General features: G+C 61.8%; 21 protein-coding genes and 1 pseudogene. 3 read left to right on the forward strand and 19 right to left on the reverse strand.

Annotation, left to right across the window (positions count from 1 at the left end; genetic code table 11):
• Positions 1–29: 29 nt before the first annotated feature.
• From AB5T46_RS05255 to AB5T46_RS05285, 7 genes and pseudogenes are all read right to left on the reverse strand, one after another.
• Positions 30–1,226 (reverse strand): bifunctional alpha/beta hydrolase/OsmC family protein, encoded by a 1,197-nt coding sequence (locus tag AB5T46_RS05255; protein ID WP_370562803.1) that lies wholly within the window; start codon positions 1,224–1,226, stop codon positions 30–32.
• Between the two features lie 55 nt (positions 1,227–1,281).
• The gene (locus AB5T46_RS05260) at positions 1,282–2,217 is read right to left on the reverse strand and encodes a YeeE/YedE thiosulfate transporter family protein (RefSeq protein WP_370562804.1); all 936 of its coding nucleotides are present in this window, start codon (positions 2,215–2,217) and stop codon (positions 1,282–1,284) included.
• Positions 2,218–2,227: 10 nt separating this feature from the next.
• The gene (locus AB5T46_RS05265) at positions 2,228–2,656 is read right to left on the reverse strand and encodes an organic hydroperoxide resistance protein (RefSeq protein ID WP_370562805.1); all 429 of its coding nucleotides are present in this window, start codon (positions 2,654–2,656) and stop codon (positions 2,228–2,230) included.
• Between the two features lie 411 nt (positions 2,657–3,067).
• Positions 3,068–3,947: pseudogene (locus tag AB5T46_RS05270) on the reverse strand (alpha/beta fold hydrolase).
• A 161-nt stretch (positions 3,948–4,108) separates the two neighbouring features.
• The gene (locus AB5T46_RS05275) at positions 4,109–4,552 is read right to left on the reverse strand and encodes a cupin domain-containing protein (RefSeq protein WP_370562806.1); all 444 of its coding nucleotides are present in this window, start codon (positions 4,550–4,552) and stop codon (positions 4,109–4,111) included.
• A gap of 34 nt (positions 4,553–4,586) precedes the next feature.
• Positions 4,587–5,309 carry a cytochrome P460 family protein gene (locus AB5T46_RS05280; RefSeq protein WP_370562807.1) on the reverse strand — a complete coding sequence of 241 codons (723 nt, stop codon included), beginning with the start codon at positions 5,307–5,309 and terminating at the stop codon, positions 4,587–4,589.
• Between the two features lie 20 nt (positions 5,310–5,329).
• Positions 5,330–5,845, reverse strand: a complete 516-nt coding sequence (locus tag AB5T46_RS05285; protein WP_370562808.1) for a DUF417 family protein — start codon at positions 5,843–5,845, stop codon at positions 5,330–5,332.
• 334 nt (positions 5,846–6,179) lie between these two features.
• Between AB5T46_RS05285 and AB5T46_RS05290 the strand changes: the two genes are divergently transcribed.
• Positions 6,180–7,121, forward strand: coding sequence for a GlxA family transcriptional regulator (locus AB5T46_RS05290; protein ID WP_370562809.1), 942 nt, complete (start codon positions 6,180–6,182; stop codon positions 7,119–7,121).
• 102 nt (positions 7,122–7,223) lie between these two features.
• On the forward strand, positions 7,224–7,919 hold the full coding sequence (locus AB5T46_RS05295) for an FMN-binding negative transcriptional regulator (protein ID WP_370562811.1): 696 nt from the start codon (positions 7,224–7,226) through the stop codon (positions 7,917–7,919).
• 18 nt (positions 7,920–7,937) lie between these two features.
• Here AB5T46_RS05295 and AB5T46_RS05300 read toward each other — a convergent pair whose 3' ends face one another.
• Positions 7,938–9,083: an epoxide hydrolase family protein gene (locus AB5T46_RS05300; protein WP_370562812.1), complete on the reverse strand. Its 1,146-nt coding sequence runs from the start codon at positions 9,081–9,083 to the stop codon at positions 7,938–7,940.
• A 367-nt stretch (positions 9,084–9,450) separates the two neighbouring features.
• Positions 9,451–9,645 carry a hypothetical protein gene (locus tag AB5T46_RS05305; protein ID WP_370562813.1) on the reverse strand — a complete coding sequence of 65 codons (195 nt, stop codon included), beginning with the start codon at positions 9,643–9,645 and terminating at the stop codon, positions 9,451–9,453.
• Positions 9,646–10,215: 570 nt separating this feature from the next.
• Here AB5T46_RS05305 and AB5T46_RS05310 point away from each other — a divergent pair.
• Positions 10,216–10,530 carry a DUF3653 domain-containing protein gene (locus tag AB5T46_RS05310; protein WP_370562814.1) on the forward strand — a complete coding sequence of 105 codons (315 nt, stop codon included), beginning with the start codon at positions 10,216–10,218 and terminating at the stop codon, positions 10,528–10,530.
• A 37-nt stretch (positions 10,531–10,567) separates the two neighbouring features.
• Here the strand turns inward: AB5T46_RS05310 and AB5T46_RS05315 are convergent, their stop codons facing one another.
• The 10 genes from AB5T46_RS05315 to AB5T46_RS05360 all read right to left on the reverse strand — a co-directional run bounded on the left by AB5T46_RS05315 (position 10,568) and on the right by AB5T46_RS05360 (position 16,100).
• Positions 10,568–10,897 carry a hypothetical protein gene (locus AB5T46_RS05315; RefSeq protein WP_370562815.1) on the reverse strand — a complete coding sequence of 110 codons (330 nt, stop codon included), beginning with the start codon at positions 10,895–10,897 and terminating at the stop codon, positions 10,568–10,570.
• 31 nt (positions 10,898–10,928) lie between these two features.
• Complete coding sequence (locus AB5T46_RS05320; RefSeq protein WP_370562816.1) at positions 10,929–12,110, reverse strand: zonular occludens toxin domain-containing protein; 1,182 nt, start codon at positions 12,108–12,110, stop codon at positions 10,929–10,931.
• Entirely contained in the window at positions 12,107–12,418 is a 312-nt protein-coding gene (locus AB5T46_RS05325; RefSeq protein ID WP_370562817.1) for a hypothetical protein, read from the reverse strand. The genes AB5T46_RS05320 and AB5T46_RS05325 overlap by 4 nt, the downstream gene beginning before the upstream one ends.
• 3 nt (positions 12,419–12,421) lie before the next feature.
• The gene (locus AB5T46_RS05330) at positions 12,422–13,711 is read right to left on the reverse strand and encodes a hypothetical protein (RefSeq protein WP_370562818.1); all 1,290 of its coding nucleotides are present in this window, start codon (positions 13,709–13,711) and stop codon (positions 12,422–12,424) included.
• A gap of 94 nt (positions 13,712–13,805) precedes the next feature.
• The gene (locus AB5T46_RS05335) at positions 13,806–14,039 is read right to left on the reverse strand and encodes a hypothetical protein (RefSeq protein ID WP_370562819.1); all 234 of its coding nucleotides are present in this window, start codon (positions 14,037–14,039) and stop codon (positions 13,806–13,808) included.
• Positions 14,032–14,232, reverse strand: coding sequence for a hypothetical protein (locus AB5T46_RS05340; RefSeq protein WP_370562820.1), 201 nt, complete (start codon positions 14,230–14,232; stop codon positions 14,032–14,034). Before AB5T46_RS05340 ends, AB5T46_RS05335 begins: the two co-directional genes overlap by 8 nt.
• 5 nt (positions 14,233–14,237) lie before the next feature.
• Positions 14,238–14,510, reverse strand: coding sequence for a single-stranded DNA-binding protein (locus tag AB5T46_RS05345; protein ID WP_370562821.1), 273 nt, complete (start codon positions 14,508–14,510; stop codon positions 14,238–14,240).
• Positions 14,492–15,574, reverse strand: coding sequence for a replication initiation factor domain-containing protein (locus AB5T46_RS05350; protein ID WP_370562822.1), 1,083 nt, complete (start codon positions 15,572–15,574; stop codon positions 14,492–14,494). Before AB5T46_RS05350 ends, AB5T46_RS05345 begins: the two co-directional genes overlap by 19 nt.
• 128 nt (positions 15,575–15,702) lie before the next feature.
• Positions 15,703–15,927 carry a hypothetical protein gene (locus AB5T46_RS05355; RefSeq protein WP_370562823.1) on the reverse strand — a complete coding sequence of 75 codons (225 nt, stop codon included), beginning with the start codon at positions 15,925–15,927 and terminating at the stop codon, positions 15,703–15,705.
• On the reverse strand, positions 15,924–16,100 hold the full coding sequence (locus AB5T46_RS05360) for a hypothetical protein (protein ID WP_370562824.1): 177 nt from the start codon (positions 16,098–16,100) through the stop codon (positions 15,924–15,926). The genes AB5T46_RS05355 and AB5T46_RS05360 overlap by 4 nt, the downstream gene beginning before the upstream one ends.
• Positions 16,101–16,642 lie beyond the last annotated feature (542 nt).

A 16,642-nucleotide genomic window follows, 5' to 3' on the forward strand; every position in this document is an offset into this window, starting at 1 on the left:
AACTTACTGACCTGGTGCATGGTAGCGGCCTATCGGACCTCCGATGTCTGGATCGTGAGCACGCCCATGAGGGTCCGATGTACCGGACAACGATCTGCGACGAACATTAGCGAGGCCCTCTGTTCAGACGAAAGATCTCCGATCAGATGTACTTTGCGGTTGATGTGTTCGACGCGTCCCCCGTCTCCCTCGCAGTCCTGCGCATGTCCACGACCGTGGACTAGGTGCACCGCAACTTCTTCGAGCGGGATCGACTTTCGCCGCGCATACATTTGAATTGTCATGGAGGTACAGGCGCCCAGGGATGCCAACAGGTAGTCGTAAGGTCCTGGCCCTGCATCATCGCCACCCACGTCGACCGGCTCATCGGACGTCAGTACGTGCCTGCCGGCCCGAACTTGCTGCCGAAACTTCGCTCCAGTCGAGTGCACTTGTACGCCGCCTTCGACCTGCTCGGTCACCGCCGCCGGAAATGTGCGGCTGGCCCACGCCGCGATTCCCGCAGCCACATAAGTGGCCGCGCTAACCTCGGTCACCAGATGGTCGATCCCATCAAGCGCAACGAACGACTTCGGATGACGCGCCGCCTCGAAGATTTCCCGCGCATTATCGATGCCGACAATCGCGTCGTCGGGAGCGTGCATCACTAGCAACGGCCGCCGCAGCGCGGCCAGGTGACTGGCTTGCTCGCTGCCACGGGTCGCTTCGATGAAATCGCGGCCCACGCTGAACGAGCGGCCCGCTATGCTCACTTCGGCCAAGCCAGTGCGCTCGATCTCCGACAAGGCGTCCGCACCCAGATGTTTCAACGCATGGGCGGGATCAAAGGGTGCGCCGATGGTCACCACTGCCGCGATGGACGGCAGACGTGCTGAGGCCGCGATCACCGCCGCGCCGCCAAGGGAATGTCCTACCAGCAGCGCCGGCGTAGCGTCACGGGCGGCGAGGTAATCGGCAGCTGCGATAAGGTCATGGACGTTCGCCACGAAATGGCTATCAGCAAATTCTCCTTCGCTCTCACCCAAGCCGGTGAAGTCGAAGCGCAGGGTCGTGATTCCGACGTCCGCCAGCGCCTTGCTGATGCGCCGTGCGCCGTGGCTTTGTGCCGAGCAGCTGAAGCAGTGCGCAAAGAGCGCATGCGCGCGGAGCGGTGGGACCGCGTGCTCCAGATAGCCCGACAGTCGCGTGCCAGCCGCGTTTGTGAAGAAGACCCGCTCGGTGCTCATCAATGGCTCTCCGGGCCACGCGCGCATAGTGCCAAGTGACTAGCAGACGCGAGGCTCATGGCGTAAATGCACGCCCACCAGCGAACCTGGTGAGGGCCATCGCCAGCAAGATCGCCGCCATCATCAGCGGCAGGGCCACAAATGCACTCGGTGAGGCCCCGGGCAGCGACTGCAGTAGCAGCGAGTCGTTGCCGCCGGGTATCAGCGCCGCGCCCGCGCCCATGAGTCCCCCGGCGGCGAGTGTGCGTGCCACCGACCACGCCGTGGGCATCTCGAACTTGAACGTACCGAGGCGCTGGCCGGACATCACACTACCGGCCAGCGTGGCCATCACCGCCAGATAGGCTGCAGCGCCGGCGCTGCCCACAACGACGCCGTCGACGAGGTTCGCGAAGGTCCAACTGGGCTCGATTGCAAACAGCAGACCGGCGGTCACACCTATCACGGCCATCCGGCGTCCGCTGCCGGGTCGAACACCGCGCCGCCGCTCAGCCCTGATGAAGGCAGCCAGTAGCCCGCCGCACCCCAGTGCGACCAGGCAGTACGCCGCGATCGACAGCGGCGTGGGCTCGCTGAAGACAGACGGGCGACCCACGCGCTGGCCCACGCGCAGTCCCTCGGTCAACAGGAAGCCGGTGGCCAGGCCGGCCGGAAGTGCGACCAGCCGGACCTCGCCATTACCGATGCGCCCCAGCGAGCCCAGCAGACATGCATCGTTGACCAACGCGCCAATGCCAAAGAGCACGGCACCGATGATCAAGGTAAGCTCGACCGAGAACACGGGTGCCAGAACCTGCACGGGCGAAGGCATCCACGACAACGGCACAAGCAGCGTGGTGGCCACCATCGCAGCCAGGACGAGCCCCATTACGCGCCAGGCACGACGTTTGTATAGCACCTCGTGTGCAGCAGCAACCAGACATGTCCCCGACCGGTTGACGATGAAGCCCACCGTGAACGCAAGAACGGTTACGAGAGCTATCGTCAACATGAACGGGAGATCAGGCAGCGACGGAAAGTTCAACGTCGATGTTGTCCCGCGTCGCACGCGAGTACGGGCACACCTGGTGCGCAGCATCCACGACGCGACGCAGTACGGCTTGATCCATGTCCGGCGACCGCACCGTCAGCTCGGCTCGCAGGCCAAAGCTACCGTCGTCCTCTCCGATGGCAACTGTGCACTCAACCGTGGTATCAGCGGGCACATTGAGCTTCATTTCGCGCGCTACCACTTTGATCGCACTCAGAAAGCAGGCCGCATAGCCGGCTGCGAACAGCTGCTCCGGATTAGTGCCAACACCACCCGAGCCACCAAGCTCTTTTGGTGTGGTGAGTGTTAGATCGAGAATGCCATCGGAGGAGCGTGCCTTGCCTTCGCGGCCACCGGAGGCAGTGGCGGTGGCAGCATAGAGGGGCTTAAAGTCGGGCATGAGGGATCCTTTGCTGAGGGGTGACGAAGGGTCGATTTTTACTGTGATGGCCTATAGGGCTACATTCGCGAAGAGAGGTTTTGATCGCGGCACACTAATCTCGCTGTCGCTGTCGCTGTCGCTGTCGCTGTCGCTGTCGCTTTCGGTGTCTGGTCAAACCGTGTCGACGGCTGTGCCACGGCAATGATCGATTGGAGGAGTCGATCGCGCAAAGCGTTGCTCCTCCAACAAGTTGATCCGGTATGCGATTGGCGGCTTCAAGATCTCCGAGTGAACTGAGCCCAACTCTTCCAAGCGCTGGATCACGTTTGGCTCAATGCCGCGGACGGAGAGCATTGCTGCGTGCTAACGACGCGAGAAGCCGTGTGTTCGTCACCGCATGAGCGCACACCGCCACTGCTGCGATTGTCGTCAATCGGGTATATGGCGCGCCAAGAACTCGAGCATCAGATCGGCGATTTTCTGGCAATGGGTCTCCAGGGCGAAATGGCCTGCATCCAGCAGATGCACCTCAGCCGCCGGCAGGTCGCGCAGGTAAGCCTGGGCGCCGGCGGGGACGAAGAACGCATCATGCTTGCCCCAAACCGCCAGCAGCGGGGGCTGGTACGACCGGAAGTACGACTGGAACTCCGGATACCGATCCAGGTTCGACTGGTAGCTCAGGATCAGATCCATCTGGATCTCCTGCGCCTCTGGCCTGCCCATGTAATGGATGTCCAGCGAATAGCTGTCCGGCGAGACACGGTATGTCGGCGCACCGTGCCGATGCTGGAACCGGATCGCATCGTCGGTCAAGGAGGCGCGGGTCGCTTCGCGCCTGACCGCGGTGGGTTCGCGCCAGTACGCCTCCCAGTCGCCCCATCGGTCGCTGAACCCATCCACGTACGCGTTGCCGTTCTGCGTGACGATGGCCGCCACGCGCTCCGGGTGATCGACCGCTAGTCGCAGTCCGACCGGTGCGCCGTAGTCGAAAATGTAGAGCGCATAACGCGAGACCGAGACAATCTGCAAACCCAGCGACCACCTCGGCCAGCGCGTCGAAGGTGTACTCGAACTCGCCGCGCATTGGTGCAACCGTCTGGCCAAACCCGGGCAGGTCGGGCGCTATGACGCGGTAGCGTCCAGCCAACATTGGAATCAGCTCCCGATACATGTGGCTTGAGGTGGGGAAGCCGTGCAGCAACAGAACCACCGGCGCGTCCTTCGACCCGGCCTCCCGGTAGAACACGTCTACGTTTCCGACGCGCTGCGTCTGATATCGAACATCGGTCATCGTGGCTTCCTTCGACATCGGCGTCGAGCGCGGGTCTATACTGGTCGATCTATCAGCGAGCGCGCGTCACGCCTTTAGCTGTATAAGCAGGCGAAAGATCTCGGAAAGCGTAGCGGCGGTTGGCATAGGTCGCGGCGCATGTTGTCCACCTGATCCTCGCTGGCACCTGTTGTCCAGGCTCACTTCGCAGGCTTGGCCAGTGGCTGTCCCTTGCCGACGATGTAGAACACCAGCACCTTGGCGATCTCATCGCCGTCATTCTTGGCGCGGTGATTCACGCCTGCTTTGATGGCAAAGCTCTGCCCGGTCTTTACCGTCATATCTGGCTGGCCCTCACGCTCCAATGTAAACTCACCCTCGAGCAGGTATCCGACTTCGTTCTCGGAGTGGTTGTGCAGTTCGACAACGTTGCCTGGCGCAATCTCGGCAACGCCCACGACTTCGTCGTTCTCCGGCGCACCGGCGAGCGCGTGTTGCTCCAAGACCGTCCAAGTGATGCCTTGGATGTTCTGGTCACTACCGCGCTCTTCTGCACCTGCGCTGGGAAATCCGGCAACCGCAAGCCCTATCGCGAAGGTGGCAGCTGCCAGCGGGGCACTCCGATTACATAGTCTTTTGTTCATGATTGCATCTCGCTCTTCGGCTTGTGCGCCAAGGTCAGTTTGGAAATGCGCCGGACAAGTTGTCAGCGATATCGCCGACCTCTCGACGGAACCCGGGCTGGTTCAGCTTTACTGACCACACGTAATCGTCTTTAGGCCCTACCTCGTCGATGTGGCACTGGGCACACTGCGTCCTGGGGCGCGGTGGCGAGAACGGTTCATATGGGGGCGTCTTGTGCCCAAAGCTGAAGTACGCCCAGCCACCGGGCTCATTGGGAAATCGCTTGCTGTCCTTTAGCATCACGCCGATGCCCATTCGCTCTTGCTGCAGAATGACCTTGCTGGTCCCAAATGGGCAAAGAAACCCCGGCGGACCTTCGCACTGCTCCGGATCGGTGTTGACCGAACTGAACTCCTTGACCATGAGAGAGCCTTCCGGCCACTTGCCAGTCTTCATGAAGAGGCGGTAGGTCTCGGGTTCTACGTAGACATTGTGGAATTCGGGGGTCTTGGTCACTGTTCCATCAAGGATCGTCACGGCGATCGACTCCCATGCCGAATAAGCATGCACCCAGGATCTGTAGCCGACAGGACGGGCCGCTTCCCCCTTCTCGTTGAATCTCAGGCGCTGCGCTGACGAAGGCAAGGCGTTGCCATCCACTGCCGCATCAGAGCCTGCGTGTGACGAACATGCCCCCAGCAACGTCGCCAACGTGGCGATGCCGGCGATCATGAACGAACCGCGAAGTGTGGCGAATCTCGAGCCGAACGTTGTCATATCGATACTCTCCGGAGGACTCATCGAGCAGCGCCGGACGGTGCATGCGCCCGGTAACGGGCGAGGCTCTCGCCAAGCACCACCAGGCTTACGCCGAGCAGGACAACGTCCTTGATCAGAAATCCACCCAGTGCATTGAGCCACGGGAAACCACCCGAACCGGTCTCCCAAATCGGAAGTGCGAGCATGGTCGAACAGGTCGTCAGGAACGTCAGCGCACCGAGGGCCCCTGCGACGATTCCGGCACGCGCAGACCAGATGGAAAGAGCCAGCAACAATGCCGTGAAGATCTCAACCGCGCCGAGCAGATAGGACGTGCCCGCTTCCCCGAATACTTCGTACAGCCACGCGAGCCAAGGCGTTCCATTGATCAGTGGCTTCAGCGCCTCGACCTCGATCTGGGTGAACTTGAGGATTCCGATCATGAACAACGGCAAGAACACGCCAAACAGGGCGATTGCCCGACCGATCCGCGTGATCCGTGTGACCTTACCGAGATCGACCAGGTGGTCGTCGTGGTATGCGAGCGTAGACATAGATTCCTCCACTTGGACGGTTTGCGATGTACCTTGTACCGTCAGAGAGCGAGCCAACCCGACCTTGAAACCTAGTTGCGCTTGCGTGCCCAGACGCGTTAGAAATTCCACTTCCTAGAGATGTTCGAAGCGCTGGCGGCGACGGCAGTAATAGTGACCCCTCTGGCAGCGACGAGGGATTGCCGATTCGGACAAAAACCGCGCTGAAAGTGACAAGGCTGTACCCGTGGTCTCACGACAGAGGTTCCTAGTGGCACAGGCAAACGCACACAGACCCAAAGCAGAAGTCGGGATTCTGCTTTACCCGCAGTCACACGCGGCCACAGTGCAAGGCATGACCGACTTGTTACAGAGTGCCAGTGGTTTCGCAGTAGCCCGCGGTGCACAACCCTTGCGCGTATCACACTGGAAGTTCAACGAGAACAAGCAGATGGTGCGGGTCTATGACACGCACCCAGGCGCAGATCGGTCCCCAGATATCCTAGTTGCTCCGGCACTGATACCAGTGCACCCGACCACTCCTGTTTCGCTCGGCCCACTCGAGCGAGCGCGCGAGCTGCAGCCGTTCGCCGACTGGCTCGCCGAGCGTCATGTAGAAGGGGCAACCATCGCTTCTACTGGATGTGGAGCCTTCGTGCTCGCTTCGGCTGGCCTGCTCGCAGGGCGCGCGGCAACGACACACTGGCTGATGGCCGAGAAGTTCCAGGCCAACTTCCCGAACGTGAAGCTCGATGTAAGCCGTGCCGTGATCGAGGACGGTGACATACTCACCGCCGGCGGGATGATGGCGTGGACCGATCTGGGCATGCGCTTGATCGATCGTCTGCTGGGACCCACGATTGTGGTTGAAACGGCCCAGTTCTGGCTTATCGATCCGGCGGCGCGCGAGCAACGCCACTACAGCACGTTTTCTCCGCGTCTTAGCCACGGTGATGCGGCGATTCTGAAGGTGCAGCATAAGCTCCAGGTCAGCCCTACGCGTCCGGTGTCGGTAGCCGACATGGCCCGCATGGCGAAGATGGAGGCACGAACCTTCCTGCGCCGCTTCAAGGCGGCCACGGGTCTCAAGCCGATCGAGTATGTCCAGCAGCTCCGCATCGGAAAGGCGCGAGAAGTCCTGCAGTTTACGCGGCGGCCCGTGGAGCAGGTCGCTTGGGAAGTTGGGTACGACGATGCTGCCGCGTTCCGACGGCTGTTCCTTCGACTGGTCGGCCTCACGCCCAGCGAGTATCGGCGCCGATTCACCGCTGCCGATGCCGGCGCTGCCAAGTCCTAGATCCTTCTGGCCTGTCAGGGGGTAGGCGTTGTTCGATCGCCATGAGCGATAGCGCCCCCTGGTTCCCATGTTTGAGATTCCCCGCTGCTGGAGCACACCCGAATGCATTACGCCGAGTTCAAGCATCACGACCCCGCGCTCATAAAGGTACTGGTAGAGGCCTTCCCATTTTCTGCCATTATCGTGAATGGGAATAGCGGTCCTGCCGTTGCACTGGCCCCCTTGAGCTACCGCAAGGGCTCCAGCCCCTCTGGTGCGATTGAATTCCACCTTGCCCTAGCCAACGACATTACGCCCTTGATGGAGGTCGACACACCGGTTACCGTGCTGATTCAAGGTCCCGGTGCCGCAATATCGCCGAGTTGGTACGACGCAAGCTTCCCAACCTCCGGCTCCGACCGAAGCCGAACTGCGCCCACTTACAACTATCTCAGCTTGGCACTGCAAGGCACCTTGCAGCATATGAGTGATGAAGCCCTTCAGCTACAGATCGGCGATCTAGTGAAGGCGCATGAACCATCGCAGGGATGGCGCTTGAGCGAACTGGCTCCGGACTTGTGGAGCCAGTGGCGAGAGCTCATTCGAGGCTACCGATTCGAGGTCAGCCGGTTCGACCTGACCGCAAAGATCAGCCAAGGGGATTCCTCGGGCGACACAGCTGGAGTGACTGCCGGATTGCGGGATCGCGCTCTACTGGATGACATCGCAATGGCTCGCCTGGTCGAGCACTACGACGGTTCAGCCACCTCATTGATTGCAGCGGTCAACGCCTTACGCACAGTGAAGGTGACGTCCTGATGCCACCGCTCTCGGCGACTATCTCAGTGGCCTGAAGAAAGCGCGCATCTCTTCAGCCAACAGCGCTGGCTGCTCCCAAGCTGCAAAGTGGCCTCCCCTTGGCATGGGTGTCCATCTTCGCACGTCGAATACGCGCTCGACCCAAGCGCGTGGCGGCAGAGGTAACTCCTTTGGAAACAGCGCCATACCCATCGGTGGGACCACGCGCTCTCCTGGTGTAAACACCAAGGGTTGCGCACGATTTTCCTTGTAGATGCGCAGAGACGCCTCTACCTGTCCGCCGAACCAGTACAACGAGATGTCGGTGAGCAGCTCATCCATCGTGAACGTGTTCTCGATATCACCGGCGCAATCACTCCAGGTCTGAAACTTTTCGACGATCCACGCGGCCAATCCAATTGGTGAATCGGCCAGGGAGTATGCCAGCGTCAACGGCTTGGTGCCTTGCTGGGCCGCGTAGGCACCCTCATCGGCGACCCACGCTGCTGCGCGCTCCAAGAAGGCTTCCTCCTCCCCCCGGACGGGCGCCTGCCCTTGGCCCAGCGCAGGCCGGAAGCTTCCCGGAATGTAGTTGAGCTGGATCCCGACCAGGTGCTCCGGGTAGAGCTTGGCCAGCCACGTGGACACGCCAGCACCGATGTCCCCGCCCTGGGCACCGAATCTGGAATAGCCCAAGCGAAGCATCAGCTCCTTCCACATCTGCGCGACTTGTCTTGAGCTCACGCCCGCTTCGGTAGGTGCCTGCGAAAATCCGAAACCTGGAAGCGAAGGCACCACGACATCGAAGGCATCTCCAGGGTCCCCACCATGGGAGCCCGGATCAGTCAGAAGCGGGAGGATGCGCTCCATCTCGATGAACGAGCCTGGCCAGCCATGGGTCAGCACTAAGGGTAGTGGAGCCGGTCCCACACCCTTTTGGTAGACGAAGTGCACGTCGAGCTGACCAATCTTGGCCATGAACTGTGGCAGCTCGTTGAGCCGGGCCTCCGCAGTGCGCCAATCGAACGTGTACCGCCAGTGGTGCACAAGACGCTTGATGAAGGAAAGGCTCGCCCCATCTTCCCAACTACCCTCATCCACGCTACCAGGCAGGCGGGCGCGATCGAGCCGACGGTAGAGATCCTCTATGGCGTGTTGCGGAACGGCAATGCGGAACGGCTGCATTCAGTGCACTATCCTTGGGGGCTGGTGCTGTATTGGGCAACCGCCAGCGTAGGGTCATCCGTCTGCTTGCTCAAGTGGTTCCCACTGGGTCGTCCGAGAGGACGTAGACGAAGCGCGGGTGCGTGGCGTTGGTGTTCACGTAAAGACCTCCCTTTGGCTCCAACCGACCACGCCCCACGCGCAGACCTTGGCGCAGCCCGGCTGAAGTATTCCATCGTAGGCGGGGAGGCGTAATGCTGAGCATGGCGGCTCCTTCCGGCTTCATTGGGCAGGGGATTAGGGATGGTTATCGGGGGTAGGGAAGGGCAGCTTCCACCCAAAGCAGACGTTGGCCATAGGCGATCTCCGCGCCGAATTGGAGGGAGTTCTACTCGCCGGCACGTGCCGATAGGCTGTCCCATATCCGTCCGTTCCGTTGTGCGGCGGTGGTGGTGTCAATGACCGCCTGTCCTCCCAGACGATCCCGCAGTTGCTGCAGATACAGGCTGCGCAGCATCACCATGTGGTCGGCCGACTCCACGATGCCGACGGGTTCTTCGGGCGGGAATTTTCCAGCGGTCATCTTGCCTACCTGTCCCACACTCCAGTTCATCGCGAAAGGTGGCGCTTGGACGACGTACTGCTCGTGTTCGGTATTCCAGAACAGGCGCAGGAAGTCGCGGCCGCTGCCGAGCGCGATAGCCTGGCCCTACACGTGCGCACCGTGGAAAGTAGATCGTGCGCGCGAGGAAACCAAGGCGTTCCGCCGCGAGCACGCCGCGGCAGTTCGCGAGCATGCGACCGCTCGGCGGGCTTGGCGTCAGGAGCTGCATATCGCCCATGCCGCCGCCATTGAGGCCAGGCGTGAGGCAGCTCGCGAGCAGGCGCGCGCCTTGGCCATGGAACAGCAACTTGCCAAGTCGCTGAGACGCTAAATGATGTCCTCACCGAAAAGAATGTCCTTTAGAATCAAGGAGGGGCGCGATCTTCCGGCAAAGGACAACAATTAGCGACACCGACATTCACGCTCCCAGACCCTACCGTCTGGAACTTTACATAATGTACATTATGCGAAGTATCCGGACTGGGGCCCGGATGCTCACCGCCCGCTTGCTACGGTCGATTGCCCGCCTGCTGCAGCAAGGAGGCCGCCATGGTCGAGTGCTGGCACTGTAAGGACGAGACCCCGGCCGAACACTACGACCGGATCATCCACAACCGAACGCCGCTCTACGGGCCGTGGAAGGGCTGGCGGCTGGCCGGTCGGGATCTCGTTTCGCCGCATGGCGAGCGCTTCAGTCCCAAGCGCCTCGAGGGGCTCGCCTGGCGCCAGGCGCTCGAGCAGCGCCGGGATGCCGCCCGCGCCCGGAACGCGCAGAGAAAAGCGGTTCGGCAGGACGTGGTGACGGTGCTTCGGGTGCGAAACTCGGACTGGCATGCCGAACGCTTCGGGAACCGTGCCGGATAAGGCGTCAACGGCCCGCAGCGCGGGCCCGCAGCTCCGGCTATGGCGAATACGCCTGACAGCGCTCGCGCTTGCCTTGATCCCAACCATTGGCAACGCGACGCACCTGCACGCCATTGATGCAAGCCACCTCCGCGCCGGACGCCTTGGCGCTGATCGGCCCGGGGTACCTGGGCAGTTCAGCCGACGCCGGCCGCTGGCGAACAGCGGGCGCAGAGTCCGACATGACATCGATCTGGCGGGTAATTTCCTCCATCGCTTGGCGCGCCACGATGGCGCCGACCGCGAGCCGCAGCAGGTCATGCGCAATCAGCGCCAGCAGCACCGCCAGCACCATCGACCAGAACGGAAATTCCCCATCGGTACGCATTGGACACCCCCTTGCCGGGAGTGTAGCCGGATCAATCTCCCAACGTCGGGCGGGTCATGGTTCCGAACTCGGGATCAAGATGCGGCCGCGGTGCGGTGCCGACAGTGCCGCCCCCAACGGTTGGCGGCGGCGCCAGTGCCGGCGATGGCTCTGCAACGCCTGCCGCTTCCTGCGCTTGCACTTCCTGCCGATACGGGTTGTAGGGCATCCCATAGCGCGCCAAGCGCGTGCATTCATTGAGACCGAGGTTGTACCGGCTGCCCTGTTCCGTCAGGCAGGTGCATCCCCCATCGCTCCAACCGCTGCCCTCCTCGTAGCCGTGCCCACTGATCATGCAGTACACGCGTGGCTCCGATACAACTGGCCGATCATCAAAGATGGGCGCGGTCCAAGGCATGGAAGGCGTACGCGCTCGCAGCCTCGCGAAGTATTCATCCAACGCTTCGGGTTCGTGCGCCTGCCGCGCGGTCAACTGACTTGACGTTGCGGAGGACAACCCCGGCCCCTGCCCGGCCGTCACCGGCCCGGCAGGGGCCGGGGTCGCCTCCGCTTTTGCGTCCGATGATCCGCCCCACAGACCCGAGACCCAAGTAAGCGAGCCGACGAACAACGTTAACGCCACAGCGGCCAGGATGATTCCACGCTTAACCCGACTCTTGACCACGCGCTTAACGGTATGCACCTGGGCGGAGTCGTACAGGGCATAAAGCTCCTTCGGAAAAGCCCATGTCTCATGGTCGTAGCGGCTGCGCGCCTTGCTGCTGCGCACGTTCTCCATCAACTCGACGTGGCGATAGATCGTGCTGGCTTCCTTGCCATCCTCGCGCACTAGATGCTCGTGCAGACCGACCAGTCCGCGCAGGTGGGAATCAAGGTAATCCGGCTGTTGCGTTGCCAGCACCAGCCGCACGCCCTCGTGTCGTATCGTCTCCATCGCGGTGATGTAATCCGGCGCATCGCCGCCACGCCGCGTGCGAAAGAACTTCTGCGCTTCGTCAACGACCAGCACCGACCCGGCCGGGATATCTTGCCACTGGCGCGGATCTTCGAACGGGATATGTGGCAGCTTCAAGCCGTTGAGATTGGTCACGAAAACGCGTTCCCCCGCGTCGTTCGCTTCCTTGATGAACTGGACAATGCGCAGCGTTTTGCCCGACCCCGGCAATGCGGTCAGCAGCGTAATCGATGCAGTTTGGCCGATGGGCGTACTCATGCACCCGCCCTGCCCAGCAACACGCGCTTGCCAGCAAGGACAAGGTACGCCGTACAGACGATGCTGATGACCTTGTCGATCGCGAGCGCGGAGAGCCACACCCGAAGCTCTGCGGGAATGCCGCCGGCAGTGTTCTGAATCATGTTCATCACAGGTTGGATGACAAGCTCATTGGTGAAGAACGCGAGGCCCAGAACGCCGAGGATGCGCGCCACGATGGCGGCACCCTTAGCGAGCAGCACCCACAGCAGAACGCGTTTCAGGATGTAGGCCAGTCCACCAACAGCCAGATATGCGGGAAGCGGCATCGTTTAGCCCTCCGCGATGATGCGGAGCGCCCACACCATCGCAATCAATTGAAAGAACACCCCAAGCCATGAAATCCACGAGCAGAACGCAGCCGGAGGGGCCCAAGCGCCGCCCCACGGGAGCGAAACGGACAGATCCGGACACAAGCCGCCGCCAAACGACAGCCAATTCGGATTGATGGCCTCGCTCGGTGCGCTGTCGTCGAAGATGTTTGTTCCAAATTCGGCTTCCATGGCGTTAATGTCGCCTTCCAACGCCTGACCATCGGCGGTGCGCTCTGCGCGCCCGTCATCGCCGTCGTCATCGTCGTCGCCGTCGCCCCGCGCTTCCACCGCGCAACGCGTCTTCCAAGCTTGAAACGCAATCTGAGCGAGGATCGGATCGCCAGTGCTTGAAGGCGGCGTGCCACAGTCGCCACCGCCGCCACTAGTGTTGCCATTACCGGAACCGGAACCGGGATTACCGCACTCCGGTTGCCCTTCCCCACCGCAATTGCCGTCTTCGTCAGACCCACCTTCCATACCGCCGCCGCCCTGCCCCGGATTGTTCGGCGACGAATCGTTGCCGTCACTGCTGCCATCGCTATCACCATCGGGCGGCGTCTGACCCGGCGGCGTAGACGGAAAACCACCTGCGCCCGGCGTACATGTCAAACCAGAGGGAACCCAACTGTCGCAATACCTAGATTCCTCGGCATCGACTACGATTGTCAGGCAGCGACCCAAAGGCTCGCCCTGAAAAACGCACCCACTCTCGCACAGCGCGTACGCACCGGTTGCACCGTAGAAATGACCCTCAAGCGGCAAACGATCCGCGCAGCTACTTGAATAGCTCCATCCCGTGACGCTTACAGAACCGCTTATAGGGTTGTTCTCACTGCATGCTGGCGTTGAGCCCGGATTCTTTAAAAAAGTATCGTTAAACGTTGCCGTTACCTTCTTTGCAACCACATCAACTTCACAACTATCGAACGTCGCATGCCGCATCCAATCACCACCGCTATCGCCATGAGCTACATCACGCGCGATCCCATTACATGCGCTAAATGCTTCACCCTCGTTCCCATAGATCAACGAACTTCCAGCGGCTTGCGCTGCTGCACTGAGATGTGGCGCACCGCAATGGCTCTGCGCATGCGCGTTGCCGATGCCGAAAAACGACAGCACGCCGAACACCACAAGGCCGACGACGATCCAAATCACGCGCCCGACCGCGCGGCGCACCGCGTACCGCGCGAGCCAGCGCATCATTTCAGCATTACCGTCGCGGCGACGTTCGATACGCACCACCACCAAGCGAGCATCACTAAACCTTCCACGGCATCACCTCCACGAATAAAATGGGCCGGCCGAAGCCGGCCCGGATGGGCACGAATCGCCCGGACGATCAGCGACCGCCCAGCAGACCCATGGCACGCAGTGCCCAGCGACCGGCGATGAAGCCGCCGATGATGGTCACGCCGATGGCGGTATAGGTCGCGAAGTCGGCGAGGATCGGCGCCGGGTCGAACTGCGCGAAAGCGAAGCCGGGCACCAACGAGAGGGCCAGCAAGCCACCAAGGGCGGCGGGACCGCTGGCGCTGGACTTCACGGCGACGGCGGCGGTGTTGTTTTCATTCATGGTCTTGACTCCTAGGGATGAGCAGCGACAGTGCTGCGATTGCGACGATTGAGGCGAAGAAGGCACCCCCCACGGTGTTCGCCTGTTCCACCGTGGGCAGAACGTCGAGGATCGACGCCTGTTCGATCCACGCCGCTACGTCGCACTGCTGCGTGGTGTCGTTCCACTCGATGCACTGGTAGACGCGCGGCATGGCTGTTACTTCCCGGCCGGGGCGGGCTTGTGGTCGACCGACACCAGATCGACGTAGCGACCGAGCGTCAGATCGCCATAGCCGTTCAACGCGAACGACTTCGGATCGATGTCGTAGTTGCCGGCCGGATACGCGGGACGCTTACCGAGACCGACGCGGAACGGCAGATGGAAACCGTTGCCGAGGTCGAGGCCTGCGGTTTGGCTACGGATGATGGCGCCGCTTTTCTGGTTGATCGTTTCATCGACCTGGGCGGTTTTCACAATGACATTGGGCATAGCTCTTCCCTCATGAGTTGGGCAAGGCGGTCACCTTTGGCTACTCCACGGAATCTGCCCGGGTGACCAGTACGGGCGATGTGGACCTCTGCGAAGTCGGACCAACTAGCGCCGAACGCTTCGCGAAGAAGATTGATTGCGGGGCCGACTTGCCGATGCATCCACTCGACCATGGCAGTGCCGGTCGCTTCGACGGCCTTGCGCGTGGTGCGGATACGGGTGCAAAAGCCGGTGATGATTTCCTGCAGCACGCTATAGGCGCCGCGCAGGTAATCGAGGGGACGTGTCAGCACATCGAGCGGCAATTCAGCATGCTTGCCGTACATGCGCACCTCAGCGCGCACCCATGGCGACGACTTCATCCCTAGCTGTTTCCCCTTCTCGTAAACGCACAGTTCCTTGTGCCCCTTGCTGCCCACATAGAGCGTGCAGCCGGTGTCATGGCCTTCATCGGACAGGAAGCGATGCATCGGCGGGCGCCCACCACTGGCGAAGTCGCCATTGGCTGCGCGCTGACGCATTGCATGCACGTCCAAGCGCTCGCCGTCGTAGTCATCGAACGCCACATCGACGCGGGACAACCGGCCACGCCAGCGCTCAATGGCTTTGGCAACGTTGTCCCAGCGCGTGACCCACCGGCAGCCGGCACCCGAGAGCGATATACAGATCGTGCCGCCATTGCCGCCCATGCCGACCTTACCGACCATCTCGCCCTCGCGATCCAGCAAGACGGCGGTTTGCGTGTAGTGCTGCCAGCCCTTGTTCCGGATCGAGCCCACGACAATCGCGCCGTTCGTACCGAACAGCTGCCCAATCAGGTTCGGGAGCCAAGTCACGCCGTGTTCTTCAATAGAGCTTTCAGGCAAAACGGCGGTGCAGTAGTCAATCAACGCCCCTGCCCCACCCTTTTGGCCCGTGTTACTCCTCGGGCCAATTGCCGGCTCCCACGACTCTTTTCCTTCCTCCGCACCGGAAAAGTGGTGTCTTACGCCACCAGCACACCCCGTCCAGAACGCGCGCTCGCGCGTCTCCGGCGAAACCTCGACGCGGGAACCGTCAGCCATGCCGGCGCACCCAGCGACGACAGGCGAGCCAGCCGCCCGCGAAGCCCAACGAAGTGAACACCGCAAGCGCAGCGACGGGATACGCGATGGTCAGAACGCCGAGAACGCAGCTGACGGAGTTACAGGAATCACCCATGCCACACCGCCACTGGAATCGTGGACGCCGCCTCGCGCGCCTCCGTACCGATCCGCTCCGAGAGCAACGCCGGAACACTCACGGCGCCAAGCGCGATGATTTCGCGACCCGGCTGCCCCTCAAGAACGCGCATCACACGCTCATGCGCTTCGCAGGCCCGGGCGATGTAGACGAGAAACCAGACCACGCACAGGAAGATGCCGAACTCGGGATTCACGACCGCACCGCCCGCTCGCAGGCCTGCCAGATGCCGTGCCACTCAGCGGCTTCTGCGGATGCGGTGTCGAACAGTTCCGGCTGCGCACCGGTTAGGTACCGGGCAGCGCGTGCGCTGGCCTCCTCGTACCGGTCAAAGGCCGCATCGGCGGCGGCTTCGATGATCTTCTGCATGTCCCCTGTCCCCTGCCCTAGCGCCCTAGAACGCCCTCCCCCGGCTAGGGCACCGGGTTCGGGCGGTACGCAGTCTGCGTACTGCTGGCGTTGTACGCTGGGTGAGGACTAGAAGTCAACAGGGTGCGTACCGGATGGACATTAATTCTCTACTTGACAAGTGCAAAGAAGTATGCGGGGTGCGTACTGATACCGAACTTGCGCAACGGCTCGGAGTGTCAAAGCAAGCGCTGTCGGGCTACCGCAAAGGAGTTCGGCTACCCGATCCAGTCGTGTGCGCCACGATTGCCGGCCTAAGCGCCGTACCACTTGCTCGGGTACTGGGAGTCGTCGGCGAGGCGCGGGCAATCAGTCGCGAGGAGAAGGCGGTGTGGCGGAAGCTGGCGGCGACCGCATCGCTGCTGGTGCTGGCCTCTGCCCTCTCGCTGGAAGCGAAGGCAGCGACACTCGATGCGCCCGCATTCAGTTCCGGCGATCTGTACATTATGCGAAAATCTAGTACTTCTCCCGGTGTTGCGTGGAAGCCCTCGATTGGAGCCTTC

Source organism: Luteimonas salinilitoris (assembly GCF_041300785.1).
In the GTDB taxonomy this organism is placed as follows: Bacteria; Pseudomonadota; Gammaproteobacteria; order Xanthomonadales; family Xanthomonadaceae; genus Luteimonas; species Luteimonas salinilitoris.

Excerpts from the sequence above, each read along its gene's own strand:
- AB5T46_RS05275 (WP_370562806.1), bottom strand. The coding sequence starts at position 4,552 with ATGAACAAAAGACTATGTAATCGGAGTGCCCCGCTGGCAGCTGCCACC.
- AB5T46_RS05260 (WP_370562804.1), bottom strand. The coding sequence starts at position 2,217 with ATGTTGACGATAGCTCTCGTAACCGTTCTTGCGTTCACGGTGGGCTTC.
- AB5T46_RS05295 (WP_370562811.1), top strand. The coding sequence starts at position 7,224 with ATGCATTACGCCGAGTTCAAGCATCACGACCCCGCGCTCATAAAGGTA.
- AB5T46_RS05265 (WP_370562805.1), bottom strand. The coding sequence starts at position 2,656 with ATGCCCGACTTTAAGCCCCTCTATGCTGCCACCGCCACTGCCTCCGGT.
- AB5T46_RS05325 (WP_370562817.1), bottom strand. The coding sequence starts at position 12,418 with ATGCCGCTTCCCGCATATCTGGCTGTTGGTGGACTGGCCTACATCCTG.
- AB5T46_RS05320 (WP_370562816.1), bottom strand. The coding sequence starts at position 12,110 with ATGAGTACGCCCATCGGCCAAACTGCATCGATTACGCTGCTGACCGCA.
- AB5T46_RS05350 (WP_370562822.1), bottom strand. The coding sequence starts at position 15,574 with ATGGCTGACGGTTCCCGCGTCGAGGTTTCGCCGGAGACGCGCGAGCGC.
- AB5T46_RS05340 (WP_370562820.1), bottom strand. The coding sequence starts at position 14,232 with ATGCCGCGCGTCTACCAGTGCATCGAGTGGAACGACACCACGCAGCAG.
- AB5T46_RS05345 (WP_370562821.1), bottom strand. The coding sequence starts at position 14,510 with ATGCCCAATGTCATTGTGAAAACCGCCCAGGTCGATGAAACGATCAAC.
- AB5T46_RS05310 (WP_370562814.1), top strand. The coding sequence starts at position 10,216 with ATGGTCGAGTGCTGGCACTGTAAGGACGAGACCCCGGCCGAACACTAC.
- AB5T46_RS05360 (WP_370562824.1), bottom strand. The coding sequence starts at position 16,100 with ATGCAGAAGATCATCGAAGCCGCCGCCGATGCGGCCTTTGACCGGTAC.
- AB5T46_RS05300 (WP_370562812.1), bottom strand. The coding sequence starts at position 9,083 with ATGCAGCCGTTCCGCATTGCCGTTCCGCAACACGCCATAGAGGATCTC.
- AB5T46_RS05285 (WP_370562808.1), bottom strand. The coding sequence starts at position 5,845 with ATGTCTACGCTCGCATACCACGACGACCACCTGGTCGATCTCGGTAAG.
- AB5T46_RS05290 (WP_370562809.1), top strand. The coding sequence starts at position 6,180 with ATGACCGACTTGTTACAGAGTGCCAGTGGTTTCGCAGTAGCCCGCGGT.
- AB5T46_RS05280 (WP_370562807.1), bottom strand. The coding sequence starts at position 5,309 with ATGACAACGTTCGGCTCGAGATTCGCCACACTTCGCGGTTCGTTCATG.
- AB5T46_RS05255 (WP_370562803.1), bottom strand. The coding sequence starts at position 1,226 with ATGAGCACCGAGCGGGTCTTCTTCACAAACGCGGCTGGCACGCGACTG.
- AB5T46_RS05315 (WP_370562815.1), bottom strand. The coding sequence starts at position 10,897 with ATGCGTACCGATGGGGAATTTCCGTTCTGGTCGATGGTGCTGGCGGTG.
- AB5T46_RS05305 (WP_370562813.1), bottom strand. The coding sequence starts at position 9,645 with ATGACCGCTGGAAAATTCCCGCCCGAAGAACCCGTCGGCATCGTGGAG.
- AB5T46_RS05335 (WP_370562819.1), bottom strand. The coding sequence starts at position 14,039 with ATGAATGAAAACAACACCGCCGCCGTCGCCGTGAAGTCCAGCGCCAGC.